Here is a 15,437-nt window from a genome sequence, read left to right on the forward strand (position 1 = left end):
ACTCAGGTGGGGGGCGACCGGCCCCGCGACGGGACCCGGCGGACGCGCCGGGCCGACTCACGAGTCTACGGACCACCCGGCCGCGCGGCCAACCGGCTGTCCTCGCCGGTCATGTCCCCGCCCCGGCCCAGGCCGCGAGGGCGTCACCGGCCACCCGCTGGGTTCCGCCGATCACGGTGGGAGCCACCCGGTCGGCCACGTGGTCGGCGAAGGTCTCACAGGTCGGCGCCGCCCCGGCCAGGGCGAGGGAGACCTCCCGCAGGGCGGCCGGGTCCGTGGTGAGGGCGCCGTGGGCACCGAACGAGAGCCCGGGGTCGACGATGACGGAGCGGTCGGCGGCGCCGTCCGCGGTGCGGTTGGCCGGAACGGTGAGATCGAAGCGAGCCCCGACGGTGGTGAAGCGCACGTGGTCGGGCAGCGGCTCGTTGCGCACCGAGGCCAGCACCGGGGAGCTGGTGGCCAGCTGGGCGATGGCCGGGCGGCGGGGATCGAGCGGAGCCATGAACCCGGCATCGACGGCCTCGTGCAGGATGCCGTCGCCGACGAGCGTCGCTTCGAGGCCCACCACGGCCTCGGCCAGGTCGGCGCCCTGGTGGGGCGAGCCCAGGGTGACGAGGTTCTGGACCTGCTCGGGGAGGCGGTCGCCGTCGGCGGCCCGGTCGAGGGCCAACCGGGCCACCACCCCGCCCTGGGAGTGAGCCAGCACGTCGATGGGGACACCCGGCTCGCGCCGCGCCACCTCGCCGACGAGGTCGGCCAGCTCGTCGGCCGAGACCACCAGAGGCTGCTGGGAGTCCACGCCGTCGAAGGGGCGCACGTCGATGCCGGCCAACCCCGGGTCCCCGGGTCGGTGCGGATGGCCCTGGTCGGGCGCCCGCCCACCCGTGTAGGCGAAGCGGACCACGTCGTCCGGTGCGTAGCCGAGGGCTTCCGTGGGCAGCTCGAAGGCGGAGTTGCCCTCGCTGGCGGTCCCCAGGCCGCTCACCACCACCGCGATGCGCCGTCCCTGCACCGAGGGCACCGCCACCCCGGGCGCGGTGCAGTCCAGGCGGTGCCGCAGGTAGTCGACGCCGGTGTGGGCCAGCCACCACGACGCATCGAAGACCGACGGCACCAGGTCGACGGCGTCGCCGAACGCACCGACCGCGCCGGCTCCTGCGTCCCAGACCACCCGCAGGAGGTGACGGCGCTCCACCAGGGGGTCGGCGCCCTCCCCCGTGCCGGGCACGAGCACCGGTCGGTGCGACAGCTCGCCGCCGAGGAGGTCCTCGGGGTCCAGGTAGTTGCCGTGGCCGTCGCGCACCCCGAAGTGCAGGGAGTCGCCGGCCATCCCCACCTGGTCACCGGCGCGCACCTCGGCCCCGGTGACGACCGAGGTCGCCGCCAGGAACGAGTAGCTGGTGCGCAGGCCATCGGGGTGCGCCACCGTGACGTGGAGCGAACCGGCCACGTCGCCCGCGAAGAGCACCGTGCCCCCGGCGGCGGCGTGCACCGGCGTCCCCGGTGCGGTGGCGTAGTCGACACCCCGGTTCCCGGGCTGCCACCGCTCGGCCGGGAGGTCGAAGCGCTCCACGATCGGGCCCTCGACGGGAGGCGAGTAGCGCTCTCGGGCGCCCTGGGCGCTGACGGGAGCCACCAGGACCACGGTGGACCAGAGCGAGACGGACAGGAGGAGCACGCCGATGGTGCGTGCGGTGGTACGGGGCACGAGCCCTCCCCAGGGCGCGACGGGTCACCTGGGGGAAGGAGGACGGCGCAGGCAGCGCCGGGACAGCGGGTCGCGTCGAACGACCGAGCGGGCGCCGTCGGCGCCGATCACCCGAGGGTCAGCCGGTGGGTGGGCCCGGCACGACGAGGGTGCTCAGACCGGTTCGCGCTCGGTGGCCTGGATCCGCGACCGCAGCTGGAGCACGGCCTTGGTGTGGATCTGGCAGACGCGGCTCTCGGTGACCCCGAGGACCCGACCGATCTCGGCCAGGGTGAGGCCCTCGTAGTAGTAGAGGGTGAGGACCAGCTTCTCGCGCTCGGGCATGCCGTTGACGGCCTCGGCGAGGATCTCCTTCATCTCCACCACCTCGAAGGTGGCGACCGGCCCCTCGGTGCGGTCCGGGACGGTGTCGCCGAGCGTCATCGACTCGCCCCGCTCGCCGCCGCCCATGACCTCGTCGAGCGCGGCCAGGCCGATGAAGGAGATCTGCGACAACGTGGTCTGCAGCTGGTCGTCGGTGAGGTCGAGCTCGACGGCGATCTCGGCCTCAGTGGGGGTGCGGCGCAGCTCGTTCTCGAGCTTGGCGTAGGCCTGCTCGAGCGCGCGGGCCTTGGCTCGCACCGAGCGGGGCACCCAGTCGATGGAGCGCAGCTCGTCGAGGATGGCGCCGCGGATGCGCGAGATGGCGTAGGTCTCGAACTTGAAGCCCCGTTCGAGGTCGAACTTCTCGATGGCGTCGATGAGGCCGAACATGCCGTAGCTGACGAGGTCGGCCTGTTCGACGTTCTGGGGCAGACCGACCGCCACCCGGCTGGCCACGTACTTCACCAGCGGGGCATAGATCAGGATCAACCGGTCGCGATCGGCGCGATCACCGCTGTCTTTGTACTCGGCCCAGAGCTGTGCGGTCTGCGCGGCCTGTTCGTCGTCCACAGCCATTCCTACGCTCGGGGGTGGGTGGCGTCGAGCACCGACCGGAGCCGCTGCTTGCTGACATGGGTGTAGTGCTGGGTGGTCCCCAGGTCGGCGTGCCCCAACAACTCCTGCACCGTTCGTACGTCGGCACCTCCGTCGAGGAGATGAGTGGCGAAGGTGTGGCGCAGGGCGTGGGGGTGTGTGGGGGCGGCGGCGCGGCGGTCGAGCAGGCGGCGCACGTCGCGGGGCCCGAGGCGCTGACCCCGGCGGTTGAGGAACACGGCGTCGACCGGCGTGTCGGCCGTGCTCAGCATCCGGCGTCCGTGCCCGAGCCAGTCGCGCAGGGCTTCGACCGCCGGTGCGCTGAGGGGCACCACCCGCTGCTTGTCCCCCTTGCCGAGGACTGTGAGGCGCCGGCGCTCGATGTCGATGTCGGCGGGCCGCAGGCTGCACACTTCGGCCACCCGCAGACCGCTGCCGTAGAGCAGCTCGAGCACGGCGTCGTCGCGGCTGCGCACGGCGGGGGGATCGTCGGCGATGGTGGCCGGCGGGTCGTCGAGCAGGGCGCTGAGCTCGTCGTCGCGCAGCACCCGGGGGAGCCGACCCGACCCGCCGGGAGCGCTCAGCCCCAAGGCCGGATCGGCGGCGAGACGGCCCGTGCGGGTCAGCCAGGCGAAGTACCGGCGTAGCGAGGATGCCTTGCGCGCCACCGTGCGTCGGGCGTAGCGGCGGGTGCCGAGGTGGGCCAGGTAGCGACGCAGAGTGGTGCGGCGCACCTCGCCCGGACTGGTGAGGGGGAGGCGCCCGGCCCAGGCCACGAACGCCTCCAGATCACCCTGGTAGGCCCGCACGGTGGCGGGCGCGACGCCGGTGAGAGAGGCGGTGAAGGCCTCGAGTTCCCAAGCGCCACTTTCCGAGTGCACCCGAGCACTGTAACCGCGCACCGCGCTCAACTCCCTAGGTCGTTCGGCCTACGCGCCCGGTCCGGCGGTCCCGATCGGCCCCACCGGGGTCGCGACCAAGCCGCTCGACCCAACCCGCCGAGGTGGTGACCCAGCCCCCGTCCTCGAGCTGTTCGACCGCCACCACCACGGCGCCCAGGGCCAGGCCGGTGGCCAGGACGAGCTGCTCGACGGCCACCGGTTGCCAGGGCAGGGCGGCCAGGACGCGCTCGGCATCACCGGTCGGGGCGGTGCGCCGCTCCGCGGCCGGGCGGTGCCGAACGCCCTCGACCCCGAGGGCCAACAGCACGTCGGCAGCCTGGCGGGCGGGGCCGCATCCGTCGAAGAGCAGCTGGTTGGTGCCCGCGCTGCTCGGTGCGGTGACCGGACCGGGCACGGCCAGGACGGTCCGGCCCCGGCGACCGGCCTCGACGGCGGTGCCCATGGCCCCACCGGTGGCGTGGGACTCGACCACCACGACGACGTCGGCGAGGGCGGCGATGAGGCGGTTGCGGGCCGGGAACTGCCACGCCGCCGAGGGCGCACCCAGCGGGTACTCGCTCAACAGGAGCCCCCGTTCGCCGACGGCCCGCCACAATCCGCCATGGGCGCGGGGGTACACCCGGTCGAGGCCGGAGCCGACCACCCCGATGGGCGGGGCGCCCTCGATGGCGAGCACCCCGGCGTGGGCCGCGCCATCGATGCCGAGCGCCAGCCCCGAGACCACCGCCACCCCCGCCTCGGCCAACTCGCGGCCCAGGGCGTGGGCCACGTCGAGGCCGTAGCGGGTGGCGTCGCGGGTGCCCACCACCGCGGCGCGCATCCCGGCCAGGTGATCGAGGTCGCCGCGCCAGAACAGCACCACGGGTGGGTCGTCGTCGGTCGCCAGCACGGCCGGGAACGCGGGCGAGTCGCAGGTGACCACCCCGACCGCCGCCCGACGATGCGCGTCCCAGAGGGCGTCGGGGTCGAGCTGGCCGGCTCGCCGGGCCCATCGCTCGATCACCTCGGCGCGCTCGTGGCGGCCGGGCTGGACCACCAACGAGGGGTCGACCCGGCCGGATCTCACGGCCGTCCAGGCCCCTTCGGGCCCGTACCGGTCGAGGAGCCGGCGCAGGCGCCCCGGTCCGATGGAGGGCAGGGCGGCCAGGGCCACCACGTAGCGGGTCTCGGGTCGTCGGGCCACGTCAGCTGGCCCGACGCTGCGCCAGGAACGACGGCTCCTGGCGCAGGTGGAGGGCCACGGCCACATGGGCATCGGCCAGCGGGGGGTCGTCGCCGGCGAGGTCGGCGACGGTCAGCGCCACCCGCCAGACGCGGCGCAGCCCACGAGCGCTCAACCGGCCGGTGGCGAGCGCCCGCTCGACCATGCGGGTGGCCGCCGGGGCGAGCGGCGCCAGCTCGTCGAGGGCTCGACCGGAGAGCTCGGCGTTGGCCACCACGCCACGGGCCTGCGCCCGTCGGCGTGCTGCCCGGACCCGTTGGGCGACGGTGGCCGTGGTGTCGCCACCGGCACCGTGGAGCAGCTGGGTGGGATCGGGCCGGAAGATGTCGACGCGCAGGTCGAAGCGGTCGAGGAGGGGGCCCGACACCCGCCGGCGGTAGCGCTCGAGGGCCCGATCGCTGCACCGACAGCCAGCCGGCCCCATGCCCTCGCCGCACGGGCAGGGGTTCATGGCCGCCAACAACAAGAAGCGGGCCGCCACCGTGACGCGGTGATCGGCCCGGGCGATGCGCACGACGCCCTCCTCGAGCGGCTGGCGCAACGCGTCGAGGACGGCGAGGGGGAACTCTCCCAGCTCGTCGAGGAAGAGCACCCCGCCGTGGGCGAGGCTGATCTCGCCGGGGCGCAGGTGCCCGGCGCCGCCGCCGATGACCGCCACGGCCGACGCCCCGTGGTGCGGGGCCCGCAGCGGCGGTCGCCGCACCAGCCCGCCGGGAAAGGGCAGACCGGCGGCGGAGTGGATGCGCGTGGTCTCGAAGGCGGTGACGTCGTCGAGATCGGGCAGCAACCCGGGCAACCGCTGGGCCAGCATCGTCTTGCCGGCCCCGGGAGGGCCAGTCATCAAGAGGTGGTGACCGCCCGCGGCGGCCAGCTCGAGAGCCTGACGGCCGAGCGGATGGCCCCGCACCTCGGCCAGGTCGACCGCGGCGCCGGGGGGAGGGGACGGCGGCGGGTCGGGCAAGGGTGGCCAGGGCGCGCCCTGCACCAGCGTCTCGACCAACCGGGTGAGGGTGGCGGCGGTGCGCACCACGTGGCGCCCGACGACCTCGGCCTCGGCCACCGAGGCCGGGGGCACCACCACCTCGGCGACGTCGACCGCGTCGACCAGCGACAGCATGCCGGGCACGTGGCGCAGGGTGCCGTCGAGGCCCAGCTCGCCGAGGAAGGCCCGACCCTCGACCACGTCGGCCGGGATCTGGCCGGTGGCGACCAGGATCGCCACCGCGATGGCCAGGTCGAGGCCGGCCCCGGCCTTGCGCACCGTGGTGGGGGCGAGGTTCACGGTGGTGCGGCGGTCGGGCCAGGCGAGGTCGCTGGACAAGATGGCCGCCCGGGTGCGGTCGCGGGCTTCGCGCACGGACGTGTCGGGCAGGCCGACGACGCTGAAGCTCGGCAGACCGTTGCCGACGTGGACCTCGACGAGGACGGGGAGCCCGTCGACCCCCGAGAGGGTGGCGGACGCGACGGTGGCGAGCATGGTCGCCCTCCAGAGCAGGCCGGCACCCGAGGTGCCGGGGGGACAGGAGGGCGGCCACCGAGGCGGGCCGCCGAGCGCTCCGCTGACGCTAGGTCAGGCCGGCTCCGACCACAATGGCCGGCTACAGCACCTCGCGGGTGTAGAGGGCGACGGCTTCGAGCTGGGCGTCGGTGAGACGTCCTTCGAACCCCGGCATGCCCCCCTGGCCGTCGGCGATCACGGCGATCTGGTCGGCGATGTCGGGGTAGTTCTCGACGACCTGGCCGTCGGAGAGCTTCGACCCGAACCCGCCGCCGCCGGCGCGGCCGTGGCAGCCGGCGCACTGGGAGCTGAAGATCTGCTGGCCCTCGAGCAGCACCGGGTCGGTGGGTGCCGCCGGGGTGTCCTCCGACGAGCACCCGGCCAGGCCCACGGCCACCGCCCCCACGAGCACCAACGACACGGTCAGGGGACGCCACCAGCTCATGGGCGGCACGGTACCCCGCCGCCCACGCGCCTCCCCAACCGGCCCGGCGCGCCCGGCGAGCGCCGGCCCGGACCGGTCGATGCGCCCGGACCGAGGCCGAGGGGCGATACTGGCTCGGTGGGCATGAACCCGTTCCGACCCCATCGCCGTTCCCCCGCCGACTACGTGATGGTGGCCGCCGCCATCGCCGTGTGCGTGGCCCTCGTCCTGTGGGCCCTGTTCGGCTGATGGAGCTGGTCTTCGTCCGCCACGGCCAACCGGAGTGGGATCGCGACGGGCTCGCCGTCGACGATCCCGTGCTGACCGAGGTGGGCCTGACCCAGGCCCGGCACCTCGGTTCGGCCTTCACCGGCCGCCCCGTCGACCGCCTGCTCGTCTCCCCCCTCGTGCGGGCCCGTCAGACGGCGATGCCCGTCGCCGAGGCCCTGCAGATGGAGCCCGAGGTCCTCGACTGGTTGCCGGAGATCGCCGCTCCCGTCTGGCAGGGCACACCGTCGGACCTGGTGCAGCAGGCGTTCGCCGAGAGCCGGGCCCGCCCGCTCGACGAGCAGTGGGACGGCCTGCCCGGCGGCGAGAGCTTCCGGGACTTCCACCAGCGCATCACCGGAGGCCTCGACGGCCTGCTCGGCGAGCTCGGGGTCCGTCGCCTCACCGAGTTCCCGCCCGTGTGGCAGCTCGACGATCCGGGTCCCCGGGTGGTGATCGTGGCCCACGCCGGCACCAACGCGGTGTGCCTCGGGCACCTGCTGGGCATCGAACCGGTGCCCTGGGAGTGGGAGCGCTTCGTCTCGTTCCACGCGTCGGTCAGCATCGTGCGGCCCGTGTCCATCAGCGGTGTGCACTCGTTCAGCCTCTTCCGGTTCTCCGACACCGCCCACCTGCCCGAGCACCTCCACACGAGGTGACGCCCCAGGGGTGGCCTCGCCCCGAACCTCCGGACCGCAGCCGACGGCCGGAGCGAACGACCGGGCTCAGAAGGCGGATTCGATGACGTCGACGCGTCCGGCGACGACGCAGGCGACGTCGAAGCGCAGGCTGCCCCTCGCGGTGCCGGTCTGCTCGAGCCAGCGCAGGGCGAGGGTGCGCAGGCGGAGCTGCTTGGTGCGCGTGACCGACTCGGCCGGGGTGCCGTAGGCGTTGGAGCTGCGGGTCTTGACCTCGCAGAACACGACGGTGCGACCCTTGCGCAGGACCAGGTCGAGCTCTCCCTCCCGGCAACGCCAGTTGCGGGCCACGACCTGGTAGCCGTGCTCCTCGTACCACCGTGCGGCCAGGGCTTCGCCGCGTGCCCCGAGGGCACGGCGGCCGGCGGTCACCCGTGGAGCCCGTTCACCGCAGCTCCAGCTCGGCGGGCGGGAGCTCCTCGATGTTGACGTCCTTGAACGTGACGACGCGCACGTGGGTGACGAACCGGTTCTGGCGGTACATGTCCCACACCCACGCATCGGAGAGGTCGAGCTCGACGCGGGTGCGACCGCTGTCGGCGACGACCTGCTGGGTGACCTCGTTGGCCAGGTAGAAGCGCCGCTCGGTCTCGACGACGTACCGGAACATCGGGCAGACGTCCTTGTACTCGCGGTAGAGCTGCAACTCGACGTCGGACTCGTAGTCCTCGAGATCCTCGGTGCTCACCTGTGTCCTCCTACGACCCCGGGCTCGGGGACCGTGGGGGTGCCGGCAGGGGGCCGTCGACGACGGCCCGATGGGCAACGACGGCGCCCAGAGGCGTCAGTCGCGCTTCTCCTTGATCTTGGCGGCCTTCCCGACGCGATCGCGCAGGTAGTACAGCTTGGCCCGGCGCACGTCGCCGCGCGAGACGACCTCGATCTTCTGCACGATCGGGGAGTGGACGGGGAAGGTGCGCTCGACACCCACGCCGAAGCTGACCTTGCGCACGGTGAACGTCTCGCGCACACCGTCGCCCTGGCGACGGATGACCGCCCCCTGGAAGACCTGGACCCGCTCGCGGGTGCCCTCGACCACGCGGACGTGGACCTTCAGGGTGTCGCCGGGCGCGAAGTCGGGGATGTCGTCGCGGAGGCTCTGGAGATCGACGAGGTCGGTGGCGTTCATCGCAGCGTTTCCTGGCGTGCAAGCCGATCGGCCCGGGTGGCTCGAACGGACGTCGTGGCGGACCCCAGCAAGTGGATCCGAGGGACCCTGAAGGATAGGCCGCTCGTCCGAGAAGCAGCAAAGCCGCCGGTCGCAGCGGGCCCGCTGCCGGCCCGGTGCCCGCTCACGGCTCGCCCGGCGAGGCCTCGGACTCGTGGCGGAACCACTCGAGCAGGGCGGCCTCGTCGTCGGTGAGGCCGCCGCGGGCCGCGATGAGGTCGGGTCGGTGCTCGAGGGTCCGCGCCAGCGAGGCGGCCCGACGCCAGCGGGCGACCCTGGCGTGATCGCCCGAGCGCAGCACGGCGGGGACCCCCAGATCACGGAAGACGGCGGGCTTGGTGAACTGCGGATACTCGAGCAAGCCGTCGCTGAACGACTCGTCGCCCCCGGAGGCAGCGTTGCCCATGACCCCGGGCACCAGCCGGCCGACCGCCTCGAGCACCACCATGGCCGCCACCTCGCCGCCCCCGAGGACGTAGTCGCCGATGGACAGCTCGCCGTCGCAGAGGTGGGTGCGCACCCGGTCGTCGACGCCCTCGTAGCGGCCGCACAGCAGCGAGAACCCGCCCGAGGCCGCCAGCTCCGCCGCGAGGGGCTGGTCGAGACGTCGGCCCCCGGGGCCGAGGAGGAACAGGGGCCGGGGCGGGTCGACGGCTTCGACCGAGGCGAAGATCGGCTCGGGGCGCAGCACCATGCCGGCCCCACCCCCGAACGGGGTGTCGTCGACGGTGCGGTGCACGTCGGTCGTGTGCTCGCGCAGGTCGTGGGTGCGCACGTCGAGCAGCCCCCGCGCCCGGGCCCGGCCGAGCAGGCTCTCGGCCGCGAAGGCCTCGACCATCTCGGGGAAGATCGTGAACACGTCGACCCGGCAGGCGTCGGCCATCGACAGGGTCCTAGCCGTCGAGGAGGTCGAAGAGCCCGGCCGGCACGTCGACGACGACGCGACCGGCAGGCGTGTGCTCGACCACGAAGGTCAGCGGCACCAGGGCCCCCGTGTCGAGCACCAGCAGGTCGCTCGCCGGGTTCTCCTGCACGGCCTCGACCCGGCCCCGGGACGTGCCGTCGGCCTCGACGACCTCGGCACCGACGAGCTCGTGCACCCACAGGGCGTCGGGGTCGGTGTCGGCGATGGACTCGGCCCGCAGCACGGCACCCACGATGGCATCGGTGTCCTCGCGCCGCGAGAACCCGTCGAACGCCACGATCCAGCGATGGTGGTGCGGGGTGGAGGAGACCACCACGACCTCACGGTCGCCGGCCACCAGCCGTGCCCCCTCGGCCACCCGCGCCTTCTCGGTGGTCGTCAGCGTGACGACCACCTCACCGCGCAGGCCATGGGGCTTGTCGACCTTGCCCACCTCGAGGAGGGTCATCGGGCCGCTCGCCTCAGTCAACGAACTCCACGTCGAGCTCGAGGCCGTCGCGGACGGCAGCCGCGCGCACGACGGTGCGGATCGACTGCGCGACCCGGCCCCGCTTGCCGATGACCCGGCCCATGTCGCCGTCGCCGACGTGCACGTTCAGCGCGGGGCGCCGGCCACGGTCGTCGAGCTCGACGGAGACGGCGTCGGGGTCCTCGACCAGCGCCTTGACGACGTACTCGAGCACCGTGCGGGCGGTGGTGGCGTCGACCGCGCCGTCGTCGGCTCCGGACTCGGTGGTGTCGGTGGTGTCGGCCTCGCTCACGACGCGGTGCCGGCGAAGTCGTCCATCGCCCCGGAGATCTTGAGGAGCTTGGCCACGGCCTCGGTGGGCTGGGCGCCCTTCTTCAGCCAGGCGACGGCCTTGTCGTTGTCGACGGTGATGGCCGACGGCTCCCGGCGGGGGTCGTAGTGACCCAGGATCTCGATGAACCGGCCGTTGCGAGGTGACCGCGCATCAGCGGCCACGATGCGATACGTCGGCTGCTTGGTCTTTCCCATCCGCATGAGGCGGAGCTTTACCACGGCGTTCTTCTCTCTACTCGTTGTCGTCGACGGCGACGGGGTACCCGGCGCACGGTGCCCGGGCACGGCGCACAGGAGACGGACAATGGTGTGGCACGCGCCCGGTGCGGGGCAAGTCCGTCGGCCGAGACTAGCTGGATCAGCCCTTCTTGCGGCGCGGCGGACCGGCACCGAGGTCGGGGAGGCCCCCTCCCCCGCCGGGCCCGCCGAGGCCCGGGAAGGCGCCGCCGCCCTGCTGCAGCGACGCCGGATCGAGGTCGGGGAGGCGCAGCGGGGCCTTCGTCTTGGGGGCCACCCGGCCGCCGCTGGTGCGGCCACCGGGGCCCTTGCCCTTCTTGCCCTTGGCCGCCTTGCGGCGGGACTTGGCCACCTTCTTCGAGCCCATGCCTCCCATGCGCTTCATCATCTTGGAGACCTCCTTGAACTGCTTGACCAGCTCGGAGACCTGATGGGGGTCGGTGCCCGACCCCCGGGCGATGCGCTCGCGCCGCGAGGCGTCGATGAGGTCGGGGTCGACCCGCTCGGTGGTGGTCATGGACCGGATGATCGCCTCGATGCGGGCGATCTCACGGTCGTCGATCTCGGCGTTGCGGACCTCCTTGGGCACCCCCGGCATCATCCCGAGCAGACCGGACAGCGGGCCCATCTTCTTGAGCTGCTGCATCTGGTCGAGGAAGTCGTCGAAGGTGAACTGCCCCTCGAGGAGCTTGGTCGCCGCCTCCTCGGCCTGGTCCTGCTCGAAGACCTCCTCGGCCTTCTCGATCAGGGTGAGCATGTCGCCCATCCCGAGGATCCGACCGGCGAGGCGGTCGGGGTGGAAGAGGTCGAAGTCCTTGATCTTCTCGCCGGTGGAGGCGAAGGCGATGGGCCGCCCCACCACCTCCTTGACGCTGAGGGCGGCACCGCCGCGGGCGTCGCCGTCGAGCTTGGTGAGGATGACGCCGTCGAGCTCCAGCGTGGCGTGGAACGCCTCGGCGGTGGCCACCGCGTCCTGGCCGGTCATGGCGTCGATGACGAGGAACGTGTAGTCCGGGCTCACGGCCCCGGAGATGCGCCGCACCTCGTCCATGAGGTCGGCGTCGATGGCGAGGCGCCCGGCGGTGTCGACGATGACCACGTCGCGACCGGTGCGGCGGGCTTCGGCCACCGCGCCGCTGGCGACGGCGACCGGATCGGTGTCCTCGCTCCAGACCGGGACCTCGATCTGGCGCCCGAGCGTGCGCAGCTGCTCGACGGCCGCGGGGCGCTGCAGGTCGGCGCCGACCAACAGCGGGTGGCGTCCCTGGCGCTTGAACCAGCTGGCCAGCTTGGCCGAGTTGGTGGTCTTGCCCGAGCCCTGCAGGCCGGCCATGAGCACGACGGTGGGCGGCTTGGAGCTGAAGGTGATCTTGATGGTCTCGCCGCCGAGGGTGGCGGTGAGCTCCTCGTTGACGATCTTGACGACCTGCTGGCCCGGGTTCAGCGCCCCGGAGAGCTCCTCGCCCACGCAGCGCTCGCGCACCCGCTCGACGAAGCCCTTGACCACGGTGAAGTTGACGTCGGCCTCGAGCAGGGCCCGCCGGATCTCCCGCAGGGCCTCGTCGACGTCGGCCTCGGTGAGCCGCCCCTTGCTGCGGAGACGCCCGAGGACCCCTTCGAAGCGGTCCGAGAGGGTCTCGAACATCAGGCGTCGCCGCTGGTGTCGGAGGCATCGTCGCCGGCGGTCTCGCCGAGCACGTGGGAGACCTCGGCGTCGAGGGCGGCGGTCTCCGGGTCGAGCTCGGTGTCGCCGGCCTCGACCTCGTCGACGGTGACCGTCTCGGTGACCACGGTGCCGTCGGCGGTCTCCTCGGTGACGACGACGTCGTCGATCACCATGGTGCCGTCGGCGGTCTCGGCGACCACGACGGTCTCGTCGACGCTGACCGAGCCGACCTGGTCGGAGCGGTCGCGGGACGGGCTCCACGCCGACCCGGAGGCGTCGTCGCCCGACGGCGTCGAGGGCCCGAGCCGCCGGCCGATGGCGATGCCGCCGGCGACACCCAGGGCCAACACCACGAGGGCCTTCAGCCCGAGGGCCCGACCGGCGACGACGCTGCCCTTCACGGGCAGCGCGCCGGCCTTGTAGCCGGTCTTGAAGGTGAAGCCCACGGTGGCCAGCACCAGCTTCACGGGGAGCACGACCAGACGGACGAGCACCTTGACGGGGACGGTGATGAGCTTCACGAGAACAGTGCCTCCACGAATTCGTCGGCATCGAAGGGAACCAGGTCGTCGGCACCCTCACCGAGACCCACCAGCTTGACCGGGATTCCTAGCTGTGTCTGGATGGCCACGACGATCCCGCCCTTGGCCGAGCCGTCGAGCTTGGTGAGGACCACGCCGGTGACCTCGACGGCCTCGGTGAACTGGCTGGCCTGCACCAACCCGTTCTGGCCGGTCGTGGCGTCGAGCACCAGCAACACCTCGGTCACGGTACCGGCACCCTTGTCGGACACCCGACGGACCTTGCGCAGCTCGTCCATGAGGTTGACCTTGGTGTGCAACCGTCCGGCGGTGTCGGCCAGCACCAGGTCGGCGTCTCGGGCGGCGGCGGCCTCGACGGCGTCGAAGATGACGGCGCTGGGGTCGCCCCCCTCGCTGCCTCGGACCAGGTGGGCGCCCGAGCGTTCGGCCCACATGCCGAGCTGCTCGGCCGCCGCGGCCCGGAAGGTGTCGCCGGCGGCCATGACCACGCTGTGGCCGGCGTCGGCCTCGCGCTTGCCCAGCTTGCCGATGGTGGTGGTCTTGCCCACCCCGTTCACCCCGACGAAGAGCCACACGGTGGGGCCGGCGCCGTCGGCGAGGGCCAGATCGAGCTCGAACCCGCCGAGGCGGGCCTTCAGCTCGGCCTTGAGGGCCTCGAGGAGCTGGGCGCCGTCGGTGAGGCCTTGGGCCTTCACCTGGGTCCGCAGGTGGTCGAGGAGATCCTGGGTGGCCTCGACGCCCACGTCGGCGCGGATGAGGGCCTCCTCGAGCTCGTCCCAGGTGTCCTCGTCGATCTTGGTGCGACCGGTGAGCGACCCGACGTAGCCCGAGAGCAGGCCCCGGGCCTTGCCCAGCCGGTCGCGGAAGCGGGGCCGGACGACCTCGGGCGGTTCGACGAGCGCGGCCGCCGCAGCTGCCTCGGCCTCGGCGATGACGGCCGCTTCGTCCTCGGTGACGGTGTCCGGTGCCGGGGGTTCGTCGACCACCGGCCCGGCCGAGTCGGTCGGGGGCTCCTCGACCAGCGTGCCGGTCGCCGCCTCGGGCGGCACGGCCCGCCGTGGCGGCGGCTCTTCGAGGGTGGACTGATCGCGGCGCCGGCTCCGCACGAGGGCGAAGCCGGTACCGAACAGCACGCCGAGGACGGCGATGGCGACGAGGATGACGACGAGTTCCATGACCGGGCCAGCCTACTGACGGCCCGCGGGACCCGACGCGGGCCGGGTCGGCCCCGGACCCGTCGCCGGGGTCAGCCCCCGAGCGTCCCGAGGGTGACGTCGACGGTGAGGGTCTCGCCCCCACGCTCGAGGGTCACGGTCACCTCGTCACCGGGGGTGTAGGCGCTGATGACGCCCCGGAGCTGGTCGAACGACCGGATCTCCTCGTCGTCGACGGCGACGATGTTGTCGTCGGCCCGGATCCCGGCGGCCTCGGCCGGGCCACCCGGGGTGACGCTCTGCACGTAGGCCCCGGCATCGCCCGACGGGGTGGCGCTGGGCCCGGTGAGGCCCAGACCGGCCTTGGCCGTCGACTCGCCGGCGACGATCTTGGCGGCGACGTCGAGGACCGTGTCGACGGGGATGGCGAAGCCGATCCCGTTGTTCTCGCCGGACTGGCTGAAGATGGCGGTGTTGATGCCGATCAGGGCTCCGTTGCGGTCGACCAGCGCCCCGCCGGAGTTGCCCGGGTTGATGGACGCATCGGTCTGGATCATGTTCACGGCGATGCCCATGTTGTTGTCGACGGGGCGGTCGACGGCGGACACGATCCCGGCGGTCACCGTCTGGTCGAGGCCGAACGGGCTGCCGAGCGCCACCGCGGACTGGCCGACCACCGGCTCGGTCTCGGCGATGGCGACGGCGGGCAGGTCGTCGGCGTTCACCCGGACCACCGCGACGTCGGTCCCGGTGTCGGCACCCAGCACCCGGCCCTCGAGCGCTCGGCCGTCGGCGGCGCGCACGGTGACGGTGGAGGCGGAACCGACGACGTGGGCGTTGGTGAGGATCAGCCCGTCGCGGTAGACCACCCCGGAGCCGAGGCCGTTGCTCGGCTCGATCTGCACGACCGAGGGCCCCACTGCGGCGGCGACCGCAGCGAGCGGCTCGACGTCGGGATCGATGGTGACGTCGGGGACGGTGGCCACGGGAGCCGGGTTGCGCACCACCGGTGTGGCGGCGTCGTCCTCGGTGAGGGCCGCCACCCCGACGCCGGCGAGCACGAGGACGCCCGCACCGAGGGTGGCCCCGACGGCCCGAGCCAGCCGACGCGGACGGCGCGGCGGGGTGGGTTCACCCGGTGCCGGCCACGTGGTCGGCGGGTGGGGCGGCGGTGGGGGTGGCGGGATGGCGCCGTAGGCCGACGCCGCATCGGCGGGGCCCGCCGGCGGCGCCGGCTCGGACCAGGGCGGCAGCACGACACGAGTGG

Annotated in this window: 18 protein-coding genes; 1 reads left to right on the forward strand and 17 read right to left on the reverse strand. The window is 73.3% G+C overall.

Annotated elements, in window-relative coordinates; all coding sequences use genetic code 11:
• Positions 1-109 precede the first annotated feature (109 nt).
• From LUW87_RS13825 to LUW87_RS13850, 6 genes are all read right to left on the reverse strand, one after another.
• A complete protein-coding gene (locus LUW87_RS13825; RefSeq protein ID WP_232671778.1) occupies positions 110-1,678 on the reverse strand; it encodes a peptidoglycan DD-metalloendopeptidase family protein in 1,569 nt (522 codons plus the stop codon).
• Positions 1,679-1,861: 183 nt separating this feature from the next.
• The gene (gene whiG / locus LUW87_RS13830; RefSeq protein WP_249420378.1) at positions 1,862-2,647 is read right to left on the reverse strand and encodes an RNA polymerase sigma factor WhiG; all 786 of its coding nucleotides are present in this window, start codon (positions 2,645-2,647) and stop codon (positions 1,862-1,864) included.
• Between the two features lie 2 nt (positions 2,648-2,649).
• Positions 2,650-3,546 carry a tyrosine-type recombinase/integrase gene (locus tag LUW87_RS13835; protein WP_346742566.1) on the reverse strand — a complete coding sequence of 299 codons (897 nt, stop codon included), beginning with the start codon at positions 3,544-3,546 and terminating at the stop codon, positions 2,650-2,652.
• A gap of 34 nt (positions 3,547-3,580) precedes the next feature.
• Positions 3,581-4,750: a DNA-processing protein DprA gene (gene dprA, locus LUW87_RS13840; RefSeq protein ID WP_232671780.1), complete on the reverse strand. Its 1,170-nt coding sequence runs from the start codon at positions 4,748-4,750 to the stop codon at positions 3,581-3,583.
• Position 4,751: 1 nt separating this feature from the next.
• On the reverse strand, positions 4,752-6,266 hold the full coding sequence (locus LUW87_RS13845; protein ID WP_232671781.1) for a YifB family Mg chelatase-like AAA ATPase: 1,515 nt from the start codon (positions 6,264-6,266) through the stop codon (positions 4,752-4,754).
• 121 nt (positions 6,267-6,387) lie between these two features.
• Positions 6,388-6,732: a c-type cytochrome gene (locus LUW87_RS13850; RefSeq protein WP_232671782.1), complete on the reverse strand. Its 345-nt coding sequence runs from the start codon at positions 6,730-6,732 to the stop codon at positions 6,388-6,390.
• A 227-nt stretch (positions 6,733-6,959) separates the two neighbouring features.
• On the opposite strand from LUW87_RS13850, the gene LUW87_RS13855 reads away from it, so the two are divergent.
• Complete coding sequence (locus LUW87_RS13855; RefSeq protein ID WP_232671783.1) at positions 6,960-7,637, forward strand: histidine phosphatase family protein; 678 nt, start codon at positions 6,960-6,962, stop codon at positions 7,635-7,637.
• Between the two features lie 66 nt (positions 7,638-7,703).
• Here the strand turns inward: LUW87_RS13855 and LUW87_RS13860 are convergent, their stop codons facing one another.
• The 11 genes from LUW87_RS13860 to LUW87_RS13910 all read right to left on the reverse strand — a co-directional run bounded on the left by LUW87_RS13860 (position 7,704) and on the right by LUW87_RS13910 (position 15,426).
• Positions 7,704-8,048: a YraN family protein gene (locus LUW87_RS13860; RefSeq protein WP_232671784.1), complete on the reverse strand. Its 345-nt coding sequence runs from the start codon at positions 8,046-8,048 to the stop codon at positions 7,704-7,706.
• A gap of 13 nt (positions 8,049-8,061) precedes the next feature.
• Positions 8,062-8,364 carry a DUF2469 family protein gene (locus tag LUW87_RS13865; RefSeq protein ID WP_232671785.1) on the reverse strand — a complete coding sequence of 101 codons (303 nt, stop codon included), beginning with the start codon at positions 8,362-8,364 and terminating at the stop codon, positions 8,062-8,064.
• Positions 8,365-8,460: 96 nt separating this feature from the next.
• Positions 8,461-8,805, reverse strand: a complete 345-nt coding sequence (rplS, locus tag LUW87_RS13870) for a 50S ribosomal protein L19 (protein ID WP_232671786.1) — start codon at positions 8,803-8,805, stop codon at positions 8,461-8,463.
• 163 nt (positions 8,806-8,968) lie between these two features.
• Entirely contained in the window at positions 8,969-9,727 is a 759-nt protein-coding gene (trmD, locus tag LUW87_RS13875) for a tRNA (guanosine(37)-N1)-methyltransferase TrmD (RefSeq protein ID WP_232671787.1), read from the reverse strand.
• Positions 9,728-9,737: 10 nt separating this feature from the next.
• Positions 9,738-10,217 (reverse strand): ribosome maturation factor RimM, encoded by a 480-nt coding sequence (rimM, locus tag LUW87_RS13880; RefSeq protein WP_232671788.1) that lies wholly within the window; start codon positions 10,215-10,217, stop codon positions 9,738-9,740.
• 13 nt (positions 10,218-10,230) lie between these two features.
• Entirely contained in the window at positions 10,231-10,530 is a 300-nt protein-coding gene (locus LUW87_RS18900) for a KH domain-containing protein (RefSeq protein WP_232671789.1), read from the reverse strand.
• Positions 10,527-10,790, reverse strand: coding sequence for a 30S ribosomal protein S16 (gene rpsP, locus LUW87_RS13890; protein WP_346742567.1), 264 nt, complete (start codon positions 10,788-10,790; stop codon positions 10,527-10,529). The genes LUW87_RS18900 and rpsP overlap by 4 nt, the downstream gene beginning before the upstream one ends.
• Before the next feature lie 139 nt (positions 10,791-10,929).
• A complete protein-coding gene (gene ffh, locus LUW87_RS13895; protein WP_232671790.1) occupies positions 10,930-12,453 on the reverse strand; it encodes a signal recognition particle protein in 1,524 nt (507 codons plus the stop codon).
• Complete coding sequence (locus LUW87_RS13900) at positions 12,453-12,995, reverse strand: hypothetical protein (RefSeq protein WP_232671791.1); 543 nt, start codon at positions 12,993-12,995, stop codon at positions 12,453-12,455. The genes ffh and LUW87_RS13900 overlap by 1 nt, the downstream gene beginning before the upstream one ends.
• Positions 12,992-14,191 carry a signal recognition particle-docking protein FtsY gene (gene ftsY / locus LUW87_RS13905; RefSeq protein WP_232671792.1) on the reverse strand — a complete coding sequence of 400 codons (1,200 nt, stop codon included), beginning with the start codon at positions 14,189-14,191 and terminating at the stop codon, positions 12,992-12,994. Before ftsY ends, LUW87_RS13900 begins: the two co-directional genes overlap by 4 nt.
• Positions 14,192-14,262: 71 nt before the next feature.
• On the reverse strand, positions 14,263-15,426 hold the full coding sequence (locus LUW87_RS13910) for a S1C family serine protease (protein WP_232671793.1): 1,164 nt from the start codon (positions 15,424-15,426) through the stop codon (positions 14,263-14,265).
• Positions 15,427-15,437: the final 11 nt, after the last annotated feature.

Source organism: Rhabdothermincola salaria, assembly GCF_021246445.1.
GTDB lineage: Bacteria > Actinomycetota > Acidimicrobiia > Acidimicrobiales > Acidimicrobilacustridaceae > Rhabdothermincola_A > Rhabdothermincola_A salaria.

What these genes read in the sequence shown, in the direction of transcription:
- LUW87_RS13850 (WP_232671782.1), bottom strand. Translation starts at nt 6,732, where the DNA reads ATGAGCTGGTGGCGTCCCCTGACCGTGTCGTTGGTGCTCGTGGGGGCG.
- whiG (WP_249420378.1), bottom strand. Translation starts at nt 2,647, where the DNA reads ATGGCTGTGGACGACGAACAGGCCGCGCAGACCGCACAGCTCTGGGCC.
- LUW87_RS13855 (WP_232671783.1), top strand. Translation starts at nt 6,960, where the DNA reads ATGGAGCTGGTCTTCGTCCGCCACGGCCAACCGGAGTGGGATCGCGAC.
- rplS (WP_232671786.1), bottom strand. Translation starts at nt 8,805, where the DNA reads ATGAACGCCACCGACCTCGTCGATCTCCAGAGCCTCCGCGACGACATC.
- trmD (WP_232671787.1), bottom strand. Translation starts at nt 9,727, where the DNA reads ATGGCCGACGCCTGCCGGGTCGACGTGTTCACGATCTTCCCCGAGATG.
- LUW87_RS13845 (WP_232671781.1), bottom strand. Translation starts at nt 6,266, where the DNA reads ATGCTCGCCACCGTCGCGTCCGCCACCCTCTCGGGGGTCGACGGGCTC.
- ftsY (WP_232671792.1), bottom strand. Translation starts at nt 14,191, where the DNA reads ATGGAACTCGTCGTCATCCTCGTCGCCATCGCCGTCCTCGGCGTGCTG.
- ffh (WP_232671790.1), bottom strand. Translation starts at nt 12,453, where the DNA reads ATGTTCGAGACCCTCTCGGACCGCTTCGAAGGGGTCCTCGGGCGTCTC.
- rimM (WP_232671788.1), bottom strand. Translation starts at nt 10,217, where the DNA reads ATGACCCTCCTCGAGGTGGGCAAGGTCGACAAGCCCCATGGCCTGCGC.